Origin of the sequence: Rhodococcus sp. WMMA185, from assembly GCF_001767395.1 — a bacterium.
Classification (GTDB): domain Bacteria; phylum Actinomycetota; class Actinomycetes; order Mycobacteriales; family Mycobacteriaceae; genus Rhodococcus_F.
The window spans coordinates 4,120,960-4,144,068 of sequence record NZ_CP017014.1; the positions used below are offsets into that span (position 1 = coordinate 4,120,960).

The 23,109-nt window shown below is 64.2% G+C and carries 20 protein-coding genes; 7 read left to right on the forward strand and 13 right to left on the reverse strand.

All coding sequences use genetic code 11. The annotated features are described in order from the left end of the window. Positions 1-4: 4 nt before the first annotated feature. The 4 genes from BFN03_RS18600 to BFN03_RS18615 all read right to left on the reverse strand — a co-directional run bounded on the left by BFN03_RS18600 (position 5) and on the right by BFN03_RS18615 (position 5,296). Complete coding sequence (locus BFN03_RS18600) at positions 5-1,207, reverse strand: anhydro-N-acetylmuramic acid kinase (RefSeq protein ID WP_070380250.1); 1,203 nt, start codon at positions 1,205-1,207, stop codon at positions 5-7. Further along, entirely contained in the window at positions 1,204-2,136 is a 933-nt protein-coding gene (gene murQ / locus BFN03_RS18605; protein WP_070380251.1) for an N-acetylmuramic acid 6-phosphate etherase, read from the reverse strand. The genes BFN03_RS18600 and murQ overlap by 4 nt, the downstream gene beginning before the upstream one ends. After that, entirely contained in the window at positions 2,133-3,128 is a 996-nt protein-coding gene (locus BFN03_RS18610) for an N-acetylglucosamine kinase (protein WP_084385691.1), read from the reverse strand. Before BFN03_RS18610 ends, murQ begins: the two co-directional genes overlap by 4 nt. An 89-nt stretch (positions 3,129-3,217) precedes the next feature. After that, a complete protein-coding gene (locus BFN03_RS18615; protein WP_070380253.1) occupies positions 3,218-5,296 on the reverse strand; it encodes a PhoX family protein in 2,079 nt (692 codons plus the stop codon). Positions 5,297-5,669: 373 nt separating this feature from the next. Here BFN03_RS18615 and BFN03_RS18620 point away from each other — a divergent pair, with 373 nt between their 5' ends. Beyond that, positions 5,670-6,635 (forward strand): NAD(P)-dependent oxidoreductase, encoded by a 966-nt coding sequence (locus tag BFN03_RS18620; protein ID WP_070380254.1) that lies wholly within the window; start codon positions 5,670-5,672, stop codon positions 6,633-6,635. A 62-nt stretch (positions 6,636-6,697) separates the two neighbouring features. Next, the gene (locus BFN03_RS18625) at positions 6,698-7,720 is read left to right on the forward strand and encodes a PHP domain-containing protein (protein WP_070381077.1); all 1,023 of its coding nucleotides are present in this window, start codon (positions 6,698-6,700) and stop codon (positions 7,718-7,720) included. Positions 7,721-7,795: 75 nt separating this feature from the next. On the opposite strand, the gene BFN03_RS18630 is transcribed toward BFN03_RS18625, so the two are convergent. Beyond that, entirely contained in the window at positions 7,796-8,572 is a 777-nt protein-coding gene (locus BFN03_RS18630; RefSeq protein WP_442971855.1) for a M23 family metallopeptidase, read from the reverse strand. Positions 8,573-9,020: 448 nt separating this feature from the next. On the opposite strand from BFN03_RS18630, the gene BFN03_RS18635 reads away from it, so the two are divergent. From BFN03_RS18635 to BFN03_RS18645, 3 genes are all read left to right on the forward strand, one after another. Continuing rightward, positions 9,021-9,407 carry a hypothetical protein gene (locus BFN03_RS18635; RefSeq protein WP_070380256.1) on the forward strand — a complete coding sequence of 129 codons (387 nt, stop codon included), beginning with the start codon at positions 9,021-9,023 and terminating at the stop codon, positions 9,405-9,407. A 224-nt stretch (positions 9,408-9,631) separates the two neighbouring features. After that, on the forward strand, positions 9,632-11,200 hold the full coding sequence (locus BFN03_RS18640) for a multicopper oxidase family protein (protein WP_070381078.1): 1,569 nt from the start codon (positions 9,632-9,634) through the stop codon (positions 11,198-11,200). A gap of 45 nt (positions 11,201-11,245) precedes the next feature. Beyond that, positions 11,246-12,076, forward strand: a complete 831-nt coding sequence (locus BFN03_RS18645) for a F510_1955 family glycosylhydrolase (RefSeq protein WP_070380257.1) — start codon at positions 11,246-11,248, stop codon at positions 12,074-12,076. 5 nt (positions 12,077-12,081) lie between these two features. On the opposite strand, the gene BFN03_RS18650 is transcribed toward BFN03_RS18645, so the two are convergent. The 7 genes from BFN03_RS18650 to BFN03_RS18680 form a co-directional block, all read right to left on the reverse strand. Beyond that, complete coding sequence (locus tag BFN03_RS18650) at positions 12,082-12,696, reverse strand: LutC/YkgG family protein (protein WP_070380258.1); 615 nt, start codon at positions 12,694-12,696, stop codon at positions 12,082-12,084. Continuing rightward, positions 12,693-14,171: a lactate utilization protein B gene (locus tag BFN03_RS18655; protein WP_070380259.1), complete on the reverse strand. Its 1,479-nt coding sequence runs from the start codon at positions 14,169-14,171 to the stop codon at positions 12,693-12,695. The genes BFN03_RS18650 and BFN03_RS18655 overlap by 4 nt, the downstream gene beginning before the upstream one ends. Beyond that, the gene (locus tag BFN03_RS18660) at positions 14,168-14,923 is read right to left on the reverse strand and encodes a (Fe-S)-binding protein (RefSeq protein WP_070380260.1); all 756 of its coding nucleotides are present in this window, start codon (positions 14,921-14,923) and stop codon (positions 14,168-14,170) included. Before BFN03_RS18660 ends, BFN03_RS18655 begins: the two co-directional genes overlap by 4 nt. A gap of 93 nt (positions 14,924-15,016) precedes the next feature. Continuing rightward, a complete protein-coding gene (locus BFN03_RS18665; RefSeq protein ID WP_070380261.1) occupies positions 15,017-15,751 on the reverse strand; it encodes a GNAT family N-acetyltransferase in 735 nt (244 codons plus the stop codon). A gap of 31 nt (positions 15,752-15,782) precedes the next feature. Next, on the reverse strand, positions 15,783-17,573 hold the full coding sequence (locus BFN03_RS18670; protein WP_070380262.1) for an ABC transporter substrate-binding protein/permease: 1,791 nt from the start codon (positions 17,571-17,573) through the stop codon (positions 15,783-15,785). Positions 17,574-17,599: 26 nt separating this feature from the next. Continuing rightward, positions 17,600-18,325, reverse strand: a complete 726-nt coding sequence (locus BFN03_RS18675) for an amino acid ABC transporter ATP-binding protein (RefSeq protein WP_070380263.1) — start codon at positions 18,323-18,325, stop codon at positions 17,600-17,602. Between the two features lie 4 nt (positions 18,326-18,329). Further along, positions 18,330-20,144 (reverse strand): ABC transporter substrate-binding protein/permease, encoded by a 1,815-nt coding sequence (locus BFN03_RS18680; protein WP_070380264.1) that lies wholly within the window; start codon positions 20,142-20,144, stop codon positions 18,330-18,332. A gap of 670 nt (positions 20,145-20,814) precedes the next feature. Between BFN03_RS18680 and BFN03_RS18685 the strand changes: the two genes are divergently transcribed. After that, the gene (locus BFN03_RS18685) at positions 20,815-21,258 is read left to right on the forward strand and encodes an SHOCT domain-containing protein (RefSeq protein WP_269748467.1); all 444 of its coding nucleotides are present in this window, start codon (positions 20,815-20,817) and stop codon (positions 21,256-21,258) included. Between the two features lie 288 nt (positions 21,259-21,546). After that, positions 21,547-22,194, forward strand: coding sequence for a hypothetical protein (locus BFN03_RS18690; RefSeq protein WP_157109654.1), 648 nt, complete (start codon positions 21,547-21,549; stop codon positions 22,192-22,194). Between the two features lie 159 nt (positions 22,195-22,353). Here the strand turns inward: BFN03_RS18690 and BFN03_RS18695 are convergent, their stop codons facing one another. Then, positions 22,354-22,635, reverse strand: a complete 282-nt coding sequence (locus tag BFN03_RS18695; protein WP_157109655.1) for a hypothetical protein — start codon at positions 22,633-22,635, stop codon at positions 22,354-22,356. Positions 22,636-23,109: the final 474 nt, after the last annotated feature.

Genomic DNA, 23,109 nt, shown 5'->3' on the forward strand with positions numbered 1-23,109 from the left:
CTTATTATGTGGCTGGAAGTTTCGTCAGAATGGGGTGGACGATTCGCAGTGTGTGGACAGGATCGGCAACAGGGGGCGGTAGGCGCAGGCTGGTGGCACCCGGCGTGATCCGGCCGGCCACCGTGGCCCGACCTGCGCCCGTGCAAGCCGGTATCGAGCCTGCCACTCCGTGCCAGCTGAGGAAGCCCACGAGCGCGAAGACATAGGCCTCCTTGGCGTCGGAATCGAGACCGAGTTCTGCGATGGTGGTGAGCCGGGCCGGAGCGAGGTGGTCTTCGAGGCGGCGCATGAGCGTCGGATTGCGAGTTCCGCCACCGGAGGCGAAGACTCGATCTACCGCATACGGAGTGAGGGCGGCGGCGACAGTTCGGGCGGTGACCTCGACCAGAGTTGCCAGCAGGTCTGACGGCGAGAGGTCTTGACACCCAGCGCGATCGATCATCTCGGCGAGGTATCCGGCGTGAAAATCTTCCTTCCCGGTCGACTTCGGCGGGAGCCGCCGGTAGTAGGGATGATCGAGAAGGGCCGCGAACAGGCGTGAATTCACCTGCCCACGGGCCGCGATTGCCCCATCGTGATCGACATGGTCGCGCCCTGCGGTAAGTCTCCTGACGGCGGCGTCGATCAGCGCGTTCGCCGGACCGGTATCGAAGGCCACCGGATCGTGGTCGGCGCCGACTACGGTCACGTTCGCGATACCGCCCAAGTTCAGGGCCGCCGATCGTTTTCTGCTGTCGCCGAGGAGGAGAACGTCGAACAGACTGGCCAGGGGAGCCCCGTGGCCACCTGCGGCGACGTCGTTGACCCGTAGATCCGAGACGACGGGAAGCCCCGTGGCCTGGGCGATCCAGGCCGGCTGACCCAATTGCAGAGTGCCCCGAACCGCCCCGTCGTCGATCCAGTGGAACAGCGTCTGTCCGTGTGAGACGACCAACTCCGCCCGCCCGCCGGTCAAGTCGTCTGCGGCTGAGGAGGCGGCTGCCGCGAACTCCTGTCCCACCCCGGTGTCGATGCGGCACACCGTTTCCAAGGTAGTGGCTGCGGGTGGGAGCGCATCGAGGATCAGGCCGCGAAGCTCAACCGAGTATTGAACCTCCCGGTGTCCGAGCGGGGTCATCCGAATCTCGCCGCCGGTCATCGTCAGGTCCGCGGCCGCGACATCGATGGCGTCGACCGAGGTTCCGGAGGAGAGGGAGAGAACGATCACGTCGGTGTTTCCGCGCCGGAACCACCGTCTACTGCGTTACGGACGCGACCGGCACAGGCGGCCAATCGGTTTCGAGCCTCGGCTACGTCGATCTCAGCCAGCAGAGCGACGATCGCTGTCTTGACGTGGCCACCCGCAGCCGCCAGCGTATCGGCCGCCACATCCGGCGAAACACCGGTAGCCTCCACGACAATGCGCTGTGCGCGGGACCGGAGTTTGTCGTTGGTCGCCTGGACGTCGACCATCAAGTTGTCGTAGGTCTTGCCCAGCCGGATCATGCTGGCGGTCGTGAGGGTGTTGAGCACCAGCTTCTGCGCCGTTCCGGCCTTCATCCGGGTCGATCCGGCGATGATCTCCGGGCCGGTGCACACTTCGATCGCCACGTCGACGAGGGAACTGAGCCGGCTGCCGGCATTGTTGCTGATGCCGATGGTGGCGGCACCTGACTCTCGTGCGGTCTCGGCGGCGCCGAGCGCGTAGGGGGTCCGTCCCGAGGCGGTTATCGCGACGAGCACGTCATCTGCGCCGATCTCGATGTCCGCTAGAGCCTCCGCTGCGGCGCCGGGGTCATCCTCGGCGCCCTCACGGGACGCGGTCATTGCGTCAACGCCTCCCGCGAGGAGTGCGGTCACTTGGCCGGGTTCGGTCCCGAAGGTGGGCACACATTCTGCCGCGTCCAAGACTCCGAGCCTGCCGGGGGTTCCGGCACCCGCGTACACCAGCCTGCCACCGCGTTCGAGCCGTTCGACGACAACGTCGACCGCCGCGGTGATGGCGTCGGACGCCGCAGCCACCGCCGCAGGAACACCTGCGTCGTCCTCGGCAATGGCGGCCACCAGGTCACGCGTAGAGCGGGTATCGAGGCCGGACAGCTCGGGGCGGGTGCGCTCGGTGGCGAGCTGCGCGAGCTCATGATCGAGGTCGGTCATGCGCTGGCTCCTTCGTATCGGCGGATCAGGGGTTCCTGGGGCAAGTCGTCGCGCGTGGCCATCAGGAAGCCACCGTCACAGGCATCACCAGCGCGTGGGACCACTCGACCACTCGGCAGCAGCCGGGCCATTTCGGCGGCGAACGGTCCGGTCAGGAGTTCCCCGGCATCGAATAGTCCTCCGGTGGTGCTGATTTCGACCTCTTGTGCGTCGGGCATCGCGCGCATTGCCGCGGCAGCCGCGGTGCGGGCCAGTTCGGCGCCCGACTCCGCACACACCTTCGATGACCACTCGTCCCCGTCCTTGGCGGCGGCGACGACGTCGCGGGCAAATGCGGCAATCATGAAGGGCGGGTTGCTAGAGCCGTGCACGAGCTCGGGTAGACGATCGAGGTCGCCGTATCGTCGCTCCGCCAGTACCCGCAGGACCTCGGAGCCCGCGCGGCCGTCGTGAGCTCGCAGCGCCGATTGCAAACCTCGACGGCCGATGGAGAAGCCACTTCCGTCGTCACCCAGCAGGTATCCCCAACCATCGACGAACGCGGTGGCCCCGTTCTCGGCGACGGCCAGCGCGACCGAACCAGTACCCGCGGCCAGCACAACCCCGGGGTGCCCGGCGAGGGAACCGGCATGCGAAGTTGTCATGTCGCTGGCCACGGCGACACGGCACGTGTGGTGGCGTTCGGCCAGTGCGTCCGCCAATTTTCTGCCCGCTTCGACGACCCGTGCGTATCCGGCCACCCCAGCCGCGACTGCGTCCACCGGTCCGCCATCGACGGCGTCGGCGGCGGACCGCATCGCGGCCAGTGCGGATTCGAATCCACCGGGGTCCGCGAGACCCCGAGCGCCGGCAGTCTCGACTTCGTTCACGCGTCGACCGCCGATGAACAGGGCCGCCCGGCACCCCGACTTGCCGACGTCGAAAACCAGCACGCGGCTCACTCCGTCCGGTGAACGCCGAGGCAGCCGACGTGGCGGGCGTGTTCTGTCCATGAACGCCAATGTAGGCCGGGCCACAAGAGGCGTCAATAAACTTCATCGCTAGGTGGTGGGAAGAAAAAATCCTTCACACCGCGCGGACTTCACGCGCCGATGCGGGCACCCGGCTTCCACACCGCGACAACGGAGGGTCGAGGCTGGGCGTCGCCGCCCTCGGGCCAGTGCGACGCCGGGTTGTCGGCGTCGGCCCCATCCAGTTCACCCGGGTGCTGCACGCAGACGGTCACGCGCTCTTCTCCGATGATCGGCCCGCAGGTCTCTGCACCCTTCGGTACGGTGAGGAATTGCTTGGTCTCGCCGCGGTTGGGTCCGTCGAGAACGACACTGAACAGCCCGTCATTCGACTTCAGCGCGTTGCCATCCGTCGAGACCCACAGGTTGCCGTGCGTGTCGAAGGCCAGGTTGTCGGGGCAGGAGATGGGGCTGACGCTGTCCTTGTCGAAGCCGCCGTAGTACGTATCGGCGGCCTGCGGGTCGCCGCACACGAGCAGCAGGTTCCAGGTGAAGGCGGTTCCGGCGTGATCGTCGGTGAGTTCGAGGACCTGGCCGTTCTTGTTGTTGTTGCGCGGGTTGGCCTCGTCCGCGGGCGCGGCACCGTCGACGCCACGCTTGGTGTTGTTGGTCAGTGCGACGTACACCTTGCCAGTCTTCGGGTTCGGTTCGAAGTCCTCGGGGCGGTCCATCTTGGTGGCGCCCACCTTATCGGCGGCCAGCCGGGTGAACACCGCGACTTCTTCGGCGCCCATCCCGTCGACGAGCGATTCACCCTTGCCGTCCTCGCCCGTGCGGAGCAGAGCGATCCACTCGCCGGTGCCGTCGAATGCGCCGGTCGGCGGTAGCGTTCCCGAACCGTCGATCTCGTCCGGCGAGTTCCCGGAAAGCTTTGCGACGTAGAGGGTGCCCGCGTCGAGCAGCGTCATGTTGTGACGCATCGACGCTTGACTGTTGCCGCTCATCATCTTTCGGCTCGAGACGAACTTGTACATGTAGTCGAATCGCTCGTCGTCGCCGCTGTAGGAAACGACGGTGCCGTCGTCGGTGACGTAGATGGTCGCCGCCTCGTGCTTGAACCGCCCCATCGCGGTGTGCTTGACCGGCGTCGATGTGGCATCCCACGGGTTGACCTCGACGACGTACCCGAAGCGGTTGACCTCGTTGGGTTCCTGTGCCAGATCGAATCTCTTGTCGAACCGCTCCCACTTACGTTCGGTTGCAGTACCTTTCACGCCGTATCGCTTGAGGCGCTCGGCGGCGGCGGGGTCGGTGACCAGTTCGGCGTTGGCGAAGTACTGGTTGAAGTTCTCTTCCCCCGACAGCACCGTTCCCCACGGAGTGACACCACCCGCGCAGTTGTTGAACGTGCCGAGCACGGACGTGCCGGTCGGGTCGGCGGATGTTCTGAGGAACTCGCTTCCTGCGGCGGGACCGGTGACGAGAAACTCCGTGCTGCCGGTGATACGCCGGTTGTAGGCGCCGAAGTCGGGAACGAGCTTGCCCGAACCCGGTTCACCCTTCACCTCCACCACCGACAAACCGTGGGCGGCGATCGCGGTCTCGAACTGATCGAGCGTCGGATTCTCGGCGTCGTAGCCGGCGAACATGAACGGTTCAGAGGTGTACTCGTGGTTTACCACCAGCAGAAAGGTGTCGGGCTGCCCTTCGACCGGGAGGAGTCCGGCGAAGTCGTTATTGAACCCGAACTGGAGTGCCTGCGCCTGCCCGGTCTGGTTGTCGAAGTCGAACACGGGAGCGTCGGGTAGAACCGGGTCGCCCCAGCGAATCACCACAGCCTGTTCGTAGCCCGCGGGGACGACGACGGCGTCCTGGGTGTTGGGTGCGACGACGTCGAAGTCGGTGCCTGCGGGTGCCGCTCCTCCCTCGGCGCCAGTCCCCCCTCCGGCTGTCGTCGAGACGTCGCCGGAATCGTCCGAGCACGCGGCCAGAGCGCTTCCGGCGCCGACGGCGAGCACCGCCATTCCGGCGCCACGCAAGACGCCGCGACGCGAGAACGCTGTGCGGGCGATGTCGCGGAAGTACTCTCCCTCGGACGCGTTCGGGACCTCGTGTGAGCAGGCGTTACCACATTTGTACTGGCAGGTGACCGAGGCGCGAGAAGACTCGCCCTCGTGGTTGACGAACAGTGCAAGAGGTTTCAAGCTCACATTGGCTCCCGAGTGAAGAAATGGACAATTCGGGCACCATAAAAGTCGTAGGCGAGGGGAATGGGACATCCAGGTGAACAGGTGGAAAACGAGGTGACCCTAAGTGGCCCGATTCGGCAATTCGTCGGGTTCGCACCAGCCGTGATTGTGAGAGAGGTCCCCCGTGCCGAGCTTCAGTTAGACTCCGAATGCAGTCACCGGTCGCAGCATTCGTAGCTGGCGCTGTACAACCCGCCAGTCTGGAGTACCTGGCGCAGGCGTCGAGGCACGCTGGGAGTGTGGCCTGACCGAGCCTACCGAATCAGCAGCCAGACCATGGGATCGGCCCAGGCCCCAAGGCGGCCAACTGCATGCGCGAGAGGATGGTCTGGACATGCGGATACTGCTGCTGGCAAAGGATGATCAGGAAGGCAGTCTGACCGCCGCCTTGCAGGCCGCAGTGCCCGGAGGCGATGTGGTCTTACCGGTGTCTCGAACTCAGGCAGAGGTGCGGGAACTACTGCCGAGTGTTGACGTAGTGGTGGGAGACTGGACTTTCGAACTTGCTTTGGGGGCAGCGGAAGCCGAGATCGCACCGCACCTTCGGCTCGTCCAGCAGCCGAGCGTAGGAACCAACTGTATCGACGTCGATGCGTGGGTGCGTGTCGGTGTCCCGGTGGCTAATACCCCTGGCGCCAATGCTGCATCGGTTGCCGAGTGGGCAGTGGTGGCCGCGGCGAGCGTGAGCCGCTCGATGATGTGGGCCGACGTCCAGATGCGGGAGCCGGGCTGGCCCCAATGGGCGGTCCTGAAACGTGGCTCCCGCGATCTGGGAGATCGGCGGGTGGGGATCCTCGGTTTCGGTGACATCGGCGGCCGGTGTGCCGCCTTGTTCGAGGCTTTCGGGTGCGCTGTCGCCTACAGCGCGCGCCGGGCCCGGCCTGGTGCCACGGCTCGGCATCTGCCATTGGACGACCTGCTCGCCGAGTCCAACGTCCTAGTGGTGGCGGTGCCGCTGACCGAGCAGACGAGAGGCATGATCGGCAGCCGCGAAATCGGCTTGCTGCATCCGGGCTCCATCGTCGTCAACGTCGCACGGGGGCCGATCGTCGACGAGACGGCCCTTACCGAAGCCTTGAGCTCGGGTCACCTCGGTGGTGCCGCGCTGGACGTCTTCGACAGTGAACCGCTCGCCTCCGACAGTCCACTGCGCTCGATGGACAATGTCCTTCTGAGCCCGCACGTCGCAGGCGGAAGCGACACCGCGAGGCAGCGGATCTGTGAGATGGCGGCTCGCAACGTTGCCCGGGTATCAAGCGGTCTCCCGCCGCTGTGGGTACAGACGCGCACTGTTTCCTGATAGAAGATGAGTTCAGCAAACTGACCCTTAGCCAGGGCCCCATAGAGGTGCACTATGGAGGGGTGGACCCTGTGGAAGCGCTACGAGAAATCGCGTTCTGGCTCGAGCGTGCGGGTGGCGAGTCGCACCGAATCGCGGCATTCCGGCGTGCAGCCGACACCGTCGCCGATCTCACCGCCGAGCAGCGAGCGGCCCTGATGAGCAGCGACCGTCATCCTCCGCCACATATAGGCTCCGAATCCGCCGCCATCATTCGCGAGTGCACCGACTCCGTTCCAAGTTACTTGGTCTACTTGCGCGGGTCGGCCGAGCCGATCGGGCTCGGTGGAGCGGAGTTGCTCGAAGCCCTGCGTGGCGACCTGCACACCCATTCCGACTGGTCCGACGGTAGGTGCTCGGTCAAGGAGATGATGCGTCGTGCGGCGTCGCTCGGGCACGAGTACTGCGCCGTGACCGACCACTCGCTCGGCGCCGCCATCTCGAATGGAGTCTCCGCGGAGCAACTGCTCGCTCAGCTGAACGTGGTGGCCGAACTGAACGCAGAGCTAGCGCCGTTCCGTGTCCTTACCGGCATCGAGGTCAACATCCTCGACGACGGGACTCTCGATCAGGACGACGATCTGCTCGCCGACTTGGACATTGTGGTCGCGAGCGTCCACACACACCTGGACGACGACCGCGCAACGCTGACAAAACGGATGGTGCAGGCGGTGAAGTCCCCGCACGTCGACATCCTGGGGCATTGCACGGGACGCTTGGTGGACGGACCTCGGGGCACGCGGCCCGAGTCCAAGTTCGACGCCGAGCGTGTATTCGATGCGTGCCGCATGAACGGCACAGCGGTGGAGATCAACTCCCGTCCCCAGCGTCGGGACCCACCTGGACGGCTGATCGAGCTCGCCTTGAACACCGGCTGCATGTTCGCCATCGACACGGACGCACACTCCGCGGGACACCTCGCGTGGCAAGGTTTCGCCTGCGAGAGGGCAGCAGAACGCGGGTTGGAACCATCGCACGTCGTCAACACCCTGCCCCTCGAAGAGTTGCTCGAGTGGGCCGACGCTCCGCGCCCTGTGCCGGGGTGACGAGTCGCTGGATATCGGTTGTCCTTTGCGGCGCCGCCTTCACGGGCGCCGATCGATCACAGAAACAGTTGACGGTCAGTCGATCCCGACGATCGACACGCCGCGATCGGCCAACCATTTCAACGGATCGGTCTTGTAGCCGGCTGGTGTTTCGACCTCGAAGTGCAGGTGTGGGCCGGTCGAGTTTCCTCGGTTGCCGATGGTCGCGATCTTCTGACCGGTCTTGACCCGTTGCCCGACCGTGACGAGGTTGGTGTTGTTGTGTCCGTATGTGGTTATCGTGCCGTCGTCGTGGCGGATGCGCACCCACATCCCATATCCCTGGGCGGGGCCGGCGTTGATGACTTCGCCATCGGCAACCGCGACGATCGGCGCCCCCAAACTGTTCGCGATGTCGATACCGCCGTGGTTGCGCGCACCTCCGAACCCGGAGGTGACCGTCCCCGCGGACGGTGCCACAAACTCGCGGGTCCCATTCCACGTCCCCGGGGTTTGTGTCGGCGTACCCGTCCCGTCGTCGGTCTCGTCGTGGGTGTCTGCCTCGTCCGGGGACGTGGCAACCGCCACTCCGCGTGCAAGGGCGGCCATCAATCGGGGGCCGATGCTGGTGTCGATGCCGGTGATCTCGTTGCCACAGGAGCTCAGTGCGCTGGTCGTTGCTGTATCGGTGAACAGTGCCCATTCGAGCAGGCAACCTGCCAGCGACCCGAGTACAGCAAGGGCGTCGCCGAGTGACCCGTTGGCCTCGGCGCTCTCCACGGTAGCGATTGTGATGTTCGCGACGGTCTGCCATACGCTCGGATCTACCACCTCCACGGTCGGCTCGGCGGCGTCCGTGGTGAGGGATAACATGTCCGCCACCGTGGTCGCGAGAGAAGTCGACGGTTGGGTGTGGGTGCCGGGTGTGGTCGGCGGTGCGCCGGATGCGGGCTGAGGCCCAGTGACTAGAACGGCAACCGTGGCCGAGGCGCCCACCACTGTGGCAGCCAGTCTTCTTGGTGCTCCGAATTTGCCCGGTGTTCTTCGCATCGCAGTCCCTTCCGACGCACGAGATCTGGCGATTGACGGTCGGTCGAGTAGGCGAGTCGACGCGGATGAGTCAAACCGACACACCGTAACTTTAGTTGTCAGTTTTCACTTTGGTGACTATTACCAATACTTTCCCCCATGACCTCGAGAGCACCAGGGGTCCCACGGGTGCGCGGACGCCGCAGACGGTCAACTCGGCTGGAATGGATGTCCAGGTCGTGGCTGCTATAGTCGGGAAATTGTGACGGCCCCTGCTATACCCCCCCTGCGTATGCAGACGGCTATTGCTGCCGTGGCTGTCCTGTATTTTCTCGCCTACACGATCGCCCAGTGCGGGATCTATCTGGCGCACGATCACCACGGCAAAGACATCTACGTCTCCTCTTCCACGGCGTTGCTTCAAAGCGAAGAAGCGTCGTCTCCCGGCCCAGTGAACATGGGCGGTGGATCGACGCACCTGCCCTACGAAGCGCACGGTGACGTGGCCATGCCGCGCCTGGACAATCCTTTGCGCGCACTGACCCTCGCTGCCGTCGTCGTCATGGTCTTTCTGATCCTGGCATCGGCAACGTCGAGCCCGCGGCCCCCGCCTGCTTCGCCTGTTCCGGTCCGACAGGGCCGGGCCCTCTTGAACGAGCTCTGTATCAACAGGTGCTGATGGGTTCGCAATCCGCGTTCCCGCTTTCTCGTCCCTAGAACCTGGCCGGACGGCTGCGCCGCCGGCAACGAATTCACCACGCTGATCAGTTCCGACCGCCTGTCGAGGTGGTCGGCCGCCAGCGAATCGCAGGTCAGGAGACCCATCCCCGTCTACCGGGCTTCCGCGTAGACGGCCAGGTCCCGGCGATCCTGATCGGCACCTCGATAGGAGCACTACCTACCATGAGCAAACAATTCCAGCCCGCCCGTGCCCATCTGACCCGCCGGAACTTTCTGGTGCTGGCCGGTCTGGGCGCAGCTGCGACAGTGGCTGGATTCAGTAACCGGTCGGCCAACCCGGCTGTGTCCACCGTGCGGCCCGACTCGGCTGTCGTGAACGCGGCCGAGCAGGTCCGCCGCGTCAATCTGGGGACCGGGAGAACTGTGACGGCGTCGCTGCGGGCGCGCCCGACCACGATCGATCTCGGGGGTGTCCTGGTCGACACATGGGCCTACGACGACCGGCTTCCGGGAACCGAAATCCGGCTCAGCCGCGGCGATCTGCTCCGCACCGACCTTGTGAACGAGCTCCCGGACGAATCAACCATCCACTGGCACGGCATCGCCATGCGCAACGACATGGACGGGGTGCCGGGCCTCACCCAGCCCGGAGTGGCTCCGAACGACACGTTCACCTATGAGTTCCTCGCGCCGGATGCCGGCACTCACTGGCTGCACTCACATGTCGGGATGCAGTTCGACCGCGGCCTCTATGCGCCGCTCATCGTCGAAGACCCTGCCGACGGCGCCGATTATGACCTCGAGGCTGTCCTGGTCCTGGACGACTGGCTCGACGGGGTGGGCGGCCGCACCCCGGACCAGCAACTTGGCGACCTGCGCCGCGACGGCATGCCGATGGGCGGGATGGGAATGGGCCACGGCGGGATGGGAATGGGCCACGGCGCGATGGGTGGTATGGGAATGGGGGCGGCGGCCGATCCGCACAGCCCACTCGGTCCCGACGCCGGTGACGTTCAGTACCCCTATTACCTGATCAACGGCACCCTCCCGGCGGACCCGTTCGGAGTGCAGGCTCGCCCGGGTCAACGAGTGCGGTTGCGCATCATCAACGCCGGCGCCGACACCGCCTTCCGTTTCTCGGTCGGCGGGCACCAGCTGACCGTCACCCACAGCGACGGCTATCCGGTCGAGCCGGTCACCGGATCGTCGCTGCTGATCGGGATGGGCGAGCGCTTCGACGTGATCGTCACCCTCGGTGACGGGGTCTTCCCTATCGTCGCGGCCGCCGAGGGCAAGCAGGGGCAGGGACTGGCCCTGATCCGCACCGGGGCAGGGCAGACGCCCGAGCCGAACGTCCGGCCTGCCGAGCTCGATGTACCACCGATCACGGGCCTGGATCTGCGTTCGAGAGAGGACGTTCGGCTCGATCGCCGCGAGCCCGACCGGGTCCACGATCTGACGCTGGGTATGGACATGTCCGGGTATCGGTGGACGATCAACAGGGCCGCCTACGACGAGCACACGCCCCTCGACGTTCTCGAGGGGCAACGGGTGCGGCTGCGCTTCGTGAACAGGACCATGATGTTCCATCCCATGCACCTGCACGGGCACACCTTCCAGGTCGTCGACGGTAAGGGGGTCGGGGCCCGCAAGGACACCACGTTGGTGCTGCCGAACCAGACCGTAGAGGTGGACTTCGACGCGACCAACCCTGGTCAGTGGATGGTGCACTGCCACAACCTCTATCACGGCGAGGCCGGAATGATGACCACTCTGTCCTACATCAAATAGCCCAGCGCCTATTCACAATCCATCGACAGAAACGAGGCCTTCACAGTGTTTTCCCGCCGCTCTTCTCGCACCCTTCTGCCCCTTACAGCCGCTGCGCTCGTACTTGCCGGATGCTCGTCGCAAGACGAGGCCGCAGAATCAAACAGCGTCGAAGTGGACAGCAGCGTCCAGACGGTTGATTTCACCACCGAACTGAGCCACATGCACGGACTGCACATCGACGCCGACGGGACCGTCCTGGCCGGTACCCACACCGGCCTGTTCGCCCTCGAGTCCTCCGGTACCCCTGAGCGCGTCGGCACGTCCGACGACGACTTCATGGGACTGGCCGGGATACCCTTCACCGATACGCTCTTCTCCTCCGGTCACCCCGGCCCGTCCAGCACCGCCGCCAACCCCCTGGGGCTGCGCAGCAGTACCGATGGCGGAAAGTCCTGGGTAGAAAGGTCGCTGGAAGGGCAGGTCGACTTCCACACTCTGGCAGCAGACGACAGCATTCTGGTCGGCTTCGACGGGACCAGTGGGTTGCTCGTCTCCGCGGATGGCGGCACCAGTTGGACACCGGGTGCGGCCCTTCCCGTCGCATCTCTGGCCGTCACCACCTCCGGAATCTGGGCGATCACCGCGCAAGGTGTCGAGCACAGCACGGATGGCGCCAACACGTTCTCTAGCGTGGACGACGCCCCAGCCTTGGTGATGCTTGCAGGAGCTGGGGATGCGTTGTGGGGCATCGATACTGACGGATACGCCTGGCGCAGCCGCGAAGGCGCAGACTGGCAGAGACTTGCTCAGGTCGGGCAGGTTGGGGCCCTTGCCGCAAAGGACTATGAGACGGCCTACGCCGCCACAACCACGTCGCTCTACACCCTGAACTGACTCGGCTACGCGCCCAGGATGATGACATCCAGGTTGCGTGGACCGTGGACGCCCTCGACCCGCTCGAGTTCGATGTCGCTCGTGGCGCTGGGGCCACTGACGAAAGTCAGCGGCCTGGTCGGATCGAGGGCTTGGAAGGCCTGCGGCACGGTGTCGACGATCTGGTCGGTGCGCACGATGCAGATGTGATGGTCAGGTACCAGCGTCAGGGCCCGCCGGCCCTGTCCCTGGCCTCCGTCGAGAACGATCGTCCCGGTGGTGGCGATCCCCAGCGTGCACCCGGTGACGACGGCGTCGAAGGCGTCGAGTTCCGGTGTGGACAGCACACCGGGCTCCCCGTCGACGACGACGTCGCGCCGAGGTCGCCATGTGTCGGGCATCCCCGGCGGCAGGACCACGCGGGCGTCCTCGTCGATCAGTCCCGTGACGATCCCGGTGATCGTGTTCTGGTCGGCGCGGTGGACCCGGGCGCGGTAGTCGTCTACTGCGCGAGCGAAGAACTCGACGTTTCCAGGCTCGGACGCCGACTGCCGGTGATAGTCACGGGGAATCGTTTCGGGGGTGGGCGCATCCGCGATCGCGGAACGAATACGGGACAGGATTTCACTGCGTGCGTTCACCGTTCGCCACCGTGGGTGCGTTCCCACCACTTCCGAAAGGTTTCCTTCGGGGGTGAGGGAAAATCTCGACTGGAGGTCCAGGCGGACCCTGGGTACGGCAATGAAATGATACGACCCTTCCTGCCACCGAGCACTCTGCCGACCTTCGAAGCGGTTTCGGCTGCGGCGAACCGTCGCTCCGATTCCATGACCCATCCCGCTGCCTTCATGGCGAGGTCCTGTCCACCCCGCAGTCCATGTCGTTCGGAGTCGATCTGCTTTGCACGTAGATGAACGAGAATGCCGGGAATGTCGATGCGGACGGGGCAGGCATCGAAGCAGGCGCCGCACAGTGTCGAGGCGAAGGGCAGGGAGGCATTCGGGTCGTCGTGGCCGGTGGTGCCGGTCAGTTGTGGGCTGAGGATGGCCCCGATCGGTCCCGGATACACCGACCCGTACGCGTGGCCGCCCGCCCGTTCGTAGACGGGGCACACATTCAGGCATGCGCTGCACCGTATGCAATGCAACGCGCTGCGGCCGACCTCGTCGGCGAGGACGTTGGTGCGGCCGTTGTCGAGGAGAACGACGTGGAAGTTCTGCGGCCCGTCGCCGGGATGTACGCCGGTCCACATGGAGGTGTACGGGTTCATGCGCTCGGCCGTGGAAGATCGGGGCAGCAGTTGCATGAATACCTCCAGGTCGGTGAAGGTGGGAACCAATTTCTCGATGCCCATGAGCGTGATCAGCGTGTCGGGAAGCGTCAAACACATGCGCCCATTGCCTTCCGATTCCACCACCGCCAGCGTTCCGGTCTCGGCTACACCGAAGTTTGCCCCACTGATTGCCACCCTGGCGGACAAAAACTTTCGTCTCAGATATGCGCGCGCCGCCATGGTCAGTGCGCGTGGGTCGTCGCTGATGTCGGCATCGATTCCCGGCATCGATTCGAGGAAGATCTCCCGGATCTCCGCCCGGTTGCGGTGAATGGCCGGAACCAGGATGTGACTCGGTGTATCCCCCGCGAGCTGCACGATCAGCTCGGCCAGGTCGGTCTCGATCGCCGCGATTCCGCTCTCCTCGAGGTGTTCGTCGAGGCCGGTCTCCTGCGTCGCCATCGACTTGACCTTTACCACCTCGTCGGAACCGGTGGACCTGACGAGGTCGGTGATGATCCGGTTCGCTTCCGCGGAGTCGCGCGCCCAGTGGACGGTGCCACCACGGGCGACCACGTTTTCCTCGAACTGCATGAGAAGGTCCGGAAGACGCGCCATCACATCCGCTTTGAGGGCGCTCCCCGCGCGGCGCAGTTCCTCCCAATCGTCGACCTCAGCGATGGCAGCGGTGCGCTTGTTGCGGATCGTGCTGGTAGCCCTTCCGAGATTGGCACGCAGCTGGGTATCGGTCAGTGACTTCCGCGCGGCCTCAGGAAAACGCTCTGCGCCCCTGATGTTTCCGGTGCCCGGGTGAAAGGTGGGTGTGCCGAGGAACGTGGTCATGTCTTGGTCGCCGTCTTCTCGGTACCTGCCAGAATCTCCGCGAGGTGCACGGTCCGCACCCCACTCCGCAGTCGGGACAGGCCGCCGCCGATATGCATGAGGCACGACGAGTCCCCAGCGGTGCACACCTCGGCGCCCGTGCGCAGAACGTTGGTCATCTTGTCTGCGAGCATCGCCGTCGAAGTCTCGGAGTTCTTCAAGGCGAACGTTCCGCCGAAACCGCAACACGATTCGGCTTCGGGAAGCTCGATCAGGGTCATTCCCCGCACGGCTCGAAGTAGTCGCAGTGGCTTGTCTGCGACTCGGAGCATTCGCAGCGAGTGGCACGTCGGGTGGTAGGTGACCCGATGAGGATAGTAGGCTCCGACGTCGGTGACGCCGAGGACATCGATGAGAAGTTCGGACAGTTCGTATGTGCGCGAGGCAATCTCGTCGGCACGTGTCGCCAGCCGTTCGTCTCCGTACCGTCGCGCTACCATCGCGTGCTGGTGTCGGACAGATCCGACACACGAACCGGACGGCGCCACCGCGACGTCCCAGGACGCACCGCTCTCGAACGCCTCCACGTGATGTCGGACAAGTGGCAGCGCCTCGGCGTGATATCCGGTGTTGATGTGCATCTGCCCGCAGCACGTCTGTTTTCCCGGGAACACGACCTCGTGACCGAGTCGTTCGAGAAGCCGGACGGTCGTTGTGGCGGAATCGGGGAACAGGGCGTCAGCCAGGCACGTAACGAACAGTGCGATTCTCATCGGTGCGCTCCAACCGGACTGCGGTCATGGTAGATCCACACTAGCGGTGGCGGAGCTCACGACAGCGAGATCGGTGAATCGACTACCCGACAGTCAAAGGCTGCGCGACCAGAACTCGTCGACCAGTTCGTGTCCGAAATGGTTGCTACGCTGCCGTTTGTCGATCTTGAAGCCGGAACGGGCATAGATCCGACGTGCGGCAACCAGCACTTCGATAGTCCACAGCATGATGGCGGTGTAGCCGGACTGTTTGGCGAAGCGCAGGCACTCCTCCACTAACCTGGTTCCAATACCGGCACCGCGTGCCGAGGACTCGACCAGTAGCAGGCGGAGTTGGGCGGTTGCCTCTTGGTCGGCTGCGACGCAGAAGACGCAGCCGACCCGTTCGCCGTCCGACTCGGCGATCCAGGCGGCCTGTCTACTGTCGTCGCCCTCGGCAAAGTCGGCGACGATCCGGGCCACGGTTGCTTCCAATGTTGCGTCCCACTGCTGTTCGCTGGCGTAGTGGGCGGCGTGCCGTTCGATGACCCAGCCGAGGTCACCGGGCTGCGGGGCGCGCAGTACGACGTTCGGAGATCGAGGCTGCTCGCCGAGCGTATCGCGAATCTTCGCCATCGCCTCGACGAGTTCCTTCCGCTGAGCCGGTCCCAGCGGGGCCAGAAGGCTTTCGGCCACGCTGAGACGGTCGATGCCGAGTTCGCCGAGGCCTTCCTGTTCGCCGGGGTCGGGGGAAGACTCCATCGACTCGGGACGGACCAAACCGAGGGCTCGCGCGTAGAAGCGATTGAATTCGCGAACCTCGGAGACCAACGGACTGCTCGTCGCCATGCTTGCCACGCTAGCCAGCTACATCGAGGTGTCAACCGTGGTCAGACAGGTTGTCCGGTTCGGCACTGCGTGCCTTGCGGCCGGTGCGCAGGCGGTGGTCGATGTAGTTGACGAGGTGGGTCAGTGGGATGGTCAGGGCGAGGTAGAACAGGCCGGCGGCGACCAGTGGTGAGAGGCTGCCGGTTTGTGCGTTGAGGTCGCGGCCGACGGCGAAGAGTTCTCGTTGGGTGACGAGCAGGCCGAGGAAGTAGATCAGGGACGAGTCCTTGATCAGGGAGATGAACTGGTTCATCAGCGCGGGTAGGACCCTGCGGACTCCTTGGGGTACGACGACCAGGGCCATGGATCTGCGGTAGCTGAAGCCGAGTGCTCGTGAGGCTTCGAGTTGTCCGGGTTCGACGCTTTGGATGCCGGCTCGGAAGATTTCGCCGATGTAGGCCGAGGCCAGCAGGGAGAGTGCGAGCGCGCCGAGCCAGTAGGGGTTGTTGCCGGTCAGCCCGCGTACGACGGGTCCGATGCCGAGTCCGACGATGAGGATGATGACCACGGCGGGCAGGCCGCGGAAGATGTCGGTGTAGACGCGGGCGGGCCAGCGGAGCCAGCGGGTGCGGGAGATGCCGGCCATGGCGAGCAGCATGCCGAGGATTGTGCCGACGACGCCGGAGACGAAGGCCAGGATGAGGGTGTTGGGGAGGCCGGTTTTGAGGAGGTCGGGGAATGCCCGGGTGTACAGGTCCCAGTCGAAGAAGGTGTCTCGTAGTTGTTGGAGTGTTGATTTGGGTTGTGCTGCTGGTGTTTCCGTTGTGGGTTGGGGGTTGAGGGCGGCGAGGGCTTCGAAGTCGGGGAGGTCGGGCATGGGTGCGGCTTTGCTGCCGGGTTTCCAGCCTTCGGGTAGTGGGCGTGGGACCCAGTCCGAATACAGCTGCGCCCATGTGCCGTCCGCGATTATCGCGTCGAGTCCGGAGTTCAGGGCGTCGATCAGTGGCTGATTTTCCTTCGCGACAGCCCACGCCGCAACATTGTCGGGAATGAACGAGTTCTGGACGATGGACATCGGGTCGCCGGGTTCGACGATTCCTTCGGCCTGTGGTGACCCTGCCACCCAGACATCGATCTGCCCGGATAGAAGGTTCGCGTAGAGGGTGGCGTAATCCGGAAACTCCACCGGGTCGAGTCCGAGGGTGTTCCGAACGTAGTCGTCCTGCTGTGTTGCCTGGACGACGCCGATGCGGGTGGACGCGTTCAGGTCGTCAAACCCCTGGATCGGCCCGTCGGTGGGAGCGACCAACGAGTTGTAGCCGAAGTCGTAGGAGTTGGTGAAGCCGACAATGTCACGGCGCTCGTCCGTGGTTCCGATGGATGCCGAACCCACATCGAAGCGGCGGCCGGCGACCTGGGCGAGTAGTCCCGTGAACTCGGTGCCCACGAAGTCGACCCGCAGGCCCAGCTTCGCGGCGATGGCCTTCAGGAGTTCGTTGTCGTAGCCGGTGAACTGGTTGTCCGAGTTGATGCAGATGCTCGGTGGTGCGTCTGTCATGGTGCCGACGGTCAGGACGCCGGGGGTGATCAGATTCAACCTCGAGGTGTCGATCTGATCGAGCGGGATGACGTCGTCGGTGGTGTATCGGTCGACGGTCGCCCCCGCGCCCAGCTCTACGTCTGTGGGCGCGGCAGTTGCCGAGCCGGGTCCGGGAGGGGAACACAGATCGCGCGACGCCCCCTGCGTACTCCCGTCGCTCGAACACGATGCCAGGGTCAGTGCCAGCACTGCGGCGAGCAGCAGTGCGACCAATACCCGGACCTTCGCTCCGACGGAAGACATGCCGGCCTCGCTGTGCGCTGAAACTGCTACAGAACCTGTGATAGGAACTGCTGCAGCCGTTCGGTTTCCGGCTTCTCGAAGAGCTGATCGGGTTTGCCGGTCTCCACTACCGAACCGTGATCCATGAACAGCACCGTGTCGGATACCTCACGGGCGAAACCCATCTCGTGGGTGACCACAACCATGGTCATGCCGCCCTTGGCGAGGTCGGCCATCAGCGAGAGCACGCCCTTCACCAGTTCGGGGTCGAGGGCGGACGTGGCCTCATCGAAGAACATCACCTGCGGCTTCATGGCCAGCGCCCGCGCGATGGCGACTCGCTGCTGTTGCCCGCCGGACAGATTGCCAGGCCGTGAATCGGCCTTGTTCGCGAGCCCGACGAGTTCGAGTTGCTCGAGCGCCAGTGATCGCGCCTCGTCCTTGGACATCCCCTTGAGCTTGCGCGGACCGAGGGCAATGTTGTCGGCGACGGTCCTGTGCGGAAACAAGTTGAAGTGCTGGAACACCATTCCGATGCGCTGGCGCAGCTTGTCTGGATTGTCCTTCAGCACCGACTTGCCGTCGAGGAGGATGTCACCCTGGTCGGGTTCGTGCAGCCGGTTGAGTACGCGCAGAAGCGTCGACTTTCCGGAGCCGGACGGGCCGATCACCGTGACGGTGTGCCCGGCGTCGACGTGGAGGTCCACGCCTCGCAGCACCCGGTTGTTGCCGAATGCCAGATGCAGGTTGGTGCCAGTGAGCGAGTAGGCCATCGCCCTATCCTCCTTCCACGACGATGGACTGCTCCACCGGATCGAGAGTTCTAGACCTGTCCTTGCGGCCGGTGCGCAGGCGGTGGTCGATGTAGTTGACGAGGTGGGTCAGTGGGATGGTCAGGGCGAGGTAGAACAGGCCGGCGGCGACCAGTGGTGAGAGGCTGCCGGTTTGTGCGTTGAGGTCGCGGCCGACGGCGAAGAGTTCTCGTTGGGTGACGAGCAGGCCGAGGAAGTAGATCAGGGACGAGTCCTTGATCAGGGAGATGAACTGGTTCATCAGCGCGGGTAGGACCCTGCGGACTCCTTGGGGTACGACGACCAGGGCCATGGATCTGCGGTAGCTGAAGCCGAGTGCTCGTGAGGCTTCGAGTTGTCCGGGTTCGACGCTTTGGATGCCGGCTCGGAAGATTTCGCCGATGTAGGCCGAGGCCAGCAGGGAGAGTGCGAGCGCGCCGAGCCAGTAGGGGTTGTTGCCGGTCAGCCCGCGTACGACGGGTCCGATGCCGAGTCCGACGATGAGGATGATGACCACGGCGGGCAGGCCGCGGAAGATGTCGGTGTAGACGCGGGCGGGCCAGCGGAGCCAGCGGGTGCGGGAGATGCCGGCCATGGCGAGCAGCATGCCGAGGATTGTGCCGACGACGCCGGAGACGAAGGCCAGGATGAGGGTGTTGGGGAGGCCGGTTTTGAGGAGGTCGGGGAATGCCCGGGTGTACAGGTCCCAGTCGAAGAAGGTGTCTCGTAGTTGTTGGAGTGTTGATTTGGGTTGTGCTGCTGGTGTTTCCGTTGTGGGTTGGGGGTTGAGGGCGGCGAGGGCTTCGAAGTCGGGGAGGTCGGGCATGGGTGCGGCTTTGCTGCCGGGTTTCCAGCCTTCGGGTAGTGGGCGTGGGACCCAGTCCGAATACAGCTGCGCCCATGTGCCGTCCGCGATTATCGCGTCGAGTCCGGAGTTCAGGGCGTCGATCAGTGGCTGATTTTCCTTCGCGACAGCCCAGCCCATGAAGTTGTTGATGCTGAACGTGTTCTGGACGATGGAGGTCGGGTCGCCGGGTTCGACGAGCCCTTCGGCCTGCTGCGACGGCGCAACCCAGGCGTCTATCTGCCCGGAGACGAGGTTCGCGTACGCGGTGGCGTAATCCGGAAACTTGACCGGGTTGAGTCCGAGGGTGTTCTCCACGTAGTCGTCTTGGACGGTTCCCTGGACGACGCCGATGCGGGTGGACGCGTTCAGGTCGTCAAACCCCTGGATCGGCCCGTCGGTGGCGGCAACCAACGAGAAGTAGCCGAAGTCGTAGCCGTTGGTGAAACCGACGGTGGCGCGACGCTCGTCCGTGGTGGTGATGGACGAGGATCCGACGTCGAAGCGGTCGGCGGCAACCTGTGCGAGCAGCGCGGCGAAGTCGGTGCCCACGAAGTCGACCCGCAGGCCCAGCTTCGCGGCGATGGCCTTCAGGAGTTCGTTGTCGTAGCCGGTGAACTGGTTGTCCGAGTTGATGCAGATGCTCGGTGGTGCGTCCGTCAGGGTGCCGACGGTCAGGACTCCGGGGGTGATCAGATTCAACCTCGAGGTGTCGATCTGATCGAGCGGGATGACGTCGTCGGTGGTGTACCTGTCTACGGCGCCCGCCCCCGAGGCGGCTTCCACATTTGTGGGTGCGGCAGTTGCCGAGCCCGGCCCCGGTGGAGCGCACAGGTCCGGTGGTGCCGCCCCCTGTGAACTTCCGTCGCTCGAACACGATGCCAGGGTCAGTGCCAGCACTGCGGCGAGCAGCAGTGCGACCAATACCCGGACCTTCGCTCCGACGGAAGACAGCATAAAGAGAAGCCTAACTCTGTTAGCGGCTGTTCTCCCAGGACGGAGGATTTTGCGGGCGGCAACGGTCGCTCCTGCATGTCGGCGGATTGACTATGGCAGGTGGAGTCTCCGCGGACAACCGGTGCTGCTTGTGTTTGTGGTGGAACACACTGGGCGCAAGATGTTGTGCCGAGGTCGCGAAGTTCGTGGCAGCGAGCCGTCCACCTCACGTGGGCACATTACAGTCTGGGGATTCGACAGCGACGCCTCGAACGATCGACTGGATCCAGTTTGAGACAATCAACCAACCTGCACTTGCAGCCTGACCAACTCAGGCTCGCGGGGTCGTCTGGTTTGATACCGGGAAGATCCCGCACTACACGAACAGAAGGCACACATGGCAAAGAGGTTCAACCCTGCTCCTGGATAGCCCACAGCACCCGAGGGGTGGCTGCCCCACCAGGGTTGGGCACCGGACCCATCCTGGCCGCCCGCACCCGAAGGCTGGCAGATCGTAGTCGACGATCAACCGGAGGCGGGGCTGAACGGATTTGCGAATCGCATCCGCTCGGCGGCGCAAGATTTCACAGCAAGGGCGTCGGCGGAAGCATCCGCTCTCGATGAATCACCCGACGTTCTCTGGTCAGCGAAGGGTCAGCCACTGACCGGTATCGGCGGTGGGCGGTACCGGCTGACTGCTACCACACTGTTCTTTGAACGGGGCACGCTGACGACGGACTCACAGCAGGTACCTACTAATCAGCTGTTCGATATCGATATGCGTCAGTCACTAACGCAAAAGACGCGAGGCGTGGGCGACGTGATCGTGCACATCCATCGGATGTCCGGCGTCGAACAGGTGATCTTGAGTGATGTGCCGAACCCGCGCGAAGCGGTGAACGTGATCAACCAGGTCGCACATCAAGCACGCATGAACGCCCAGACAGTGGCCAACACTCGGCATATCTCATCGAATGCCGCTCCCTCGGCCCCGGTAGAGCCAGCGGCGCCGGCGGTCTCCAACGAGCCGGACGCGATGGAGCAGCTTGCCAAGCTAGGTCAACTTCGTGACGCGGGTGTCCTCACGGAAGAGGAGTTTGCGCAGAAGAAGGCCGAAATTCTCGCGAGAATGTGATTCCTTCCCGCCGCAGTAAGCTCGTTGAGCCAGAGCGCTTCTCGGTTCACATGGTCTCTAGGTCGTGAATACCAAGTCCGCCTGAGTGCTGTTGCTGGACACACCTGAGTACGAATAGGATCGCCCTGCAGCCCTGCAAAGGGTTGCAGGGCTGGATCGACCACAACAGACTCGGCCACAACCCATTCCAGCCCTCAGATATTTTTGGACAATTCGGGCATCGACCCGCTATGTTTCCCTCGATGCCATGAGGCATCGTTGAAATTCACTTATCTGGGGGGAATCCGCTTGTCCATTCGCAGCGTCACCCGCAAGATCGCCGTCGCCGTTAGTGCGTTCGCCATTCTCGGTGTACCGGCGATGATCGCAACTCCTACCGCGAACGCGGCCTCGCAATACTCCGTCGACAATTTTGGGCAGGCTCTCACTGACCCACAGCGCGGAGACCGGGTCGCCATCGGCGGCTACGCGGTCAACTGCGACGACTACGACTGCTACACCTACATCGACGTCATCTACACTGCGGGATTCGAAGGCCTCGAAAGCTGGGAAATCGACTCACCGACACTTACGTACGGCACCAGGAACTACGTTGCGGACCGGACGTACCGCAATGCGGGGAGTGAGCCGAGTTACATCGCGCCATACACGAGCGCGACCGTCAGATACGGATTCCGAGTGAACTACGTGAACCTCGACCCGGCGAGGTTCACGGTGAGAATCACCAATTTCCGTTACGACGATCAGCAATTCACCTGGCAGGGCAACCTCGGTGGTCGCATCAGCGAGCTGCTCCCGCCCCCGGATACCACAGGAGCCGCCATCGGATCAGCGATCCTCGGCAGCGTCGTCGGTAGTGCCATGCTTCCGACGATCATGCCGTTTGCCGCAGCAATCGTCCAGGGTATTGTCATGGGTTCCGATTCCGGCGACTAGCCTCGGATCCACAGCTGCCCGTCGTGTGCCACCAAAGCCACACTGGCGGAGAAGGATCCCTGAATTGGTGATCTGACGACTCAATGGTGTAACCCGATTGACAATCCAGAAGGCGGCCCGGTCGAGTCCATTCGGCCGGGCCGCCATCGGATGGTTGGGTCAGGATCCGAAGAATCCCCGGACAAACATGTTTCCAAGGTAGGCCGGAATCTCGTGGTTGGGCACGATCGTCAGCCGGTAGACGCCGTTGTTCAGATCCTCACAGAAGGTCATGGAGTTCGGCACAGGACCGAGCACATTCTTGTCCGCATTGCAGGCGTACTCGGCGCCCCACCCGGAATAGTGGTGAACGATCTCCATTGCAGATGCTGTACCCGCTGACGCAATGGTAATGGCTGACGCTGCGGCGGCGATGGTGGCGGCGGCAGTGAGCTTTCTCAACGTATTTCCTCCGAGTTGTGGTAAATGAACGGCGGACGAATTCGACGTGTGTTCGCCGAAGCATCCGGCCTGGGGGCCGACGCACATCGCAGCTCCCAGGGCTTCGCGCTTGTGATCGGCGCGTAGTCAGTGTGTGCCCGGGCTCATCGACTCAGGCAACGAATTTCGATACAGGTCGAAATGCGAGGAGTGTTGCGTGAATCGCTCATCCACGCGCGTATGTCACCCCAGTGGGGTTCCACCGAATCAGCCAGTGAAACGTCAGGCGGGGCGACTTCGGTCCACGGGATTCGCTGGGAGCGCCCCTCCGGACATCCATTGTGTGCCTTGACCGTCCGTTGTGCGCATCGACCGGTCCGTCGGTGGCAGCAAAGCACCGCCCCGCGTAGATTTCTTTTCCCAGATGATCCAGCCCTCCCCGTATTCCTGGTGCTCTCTGGCAGTAGCGGAACTCTAACCGTCAGGCAGAATTGG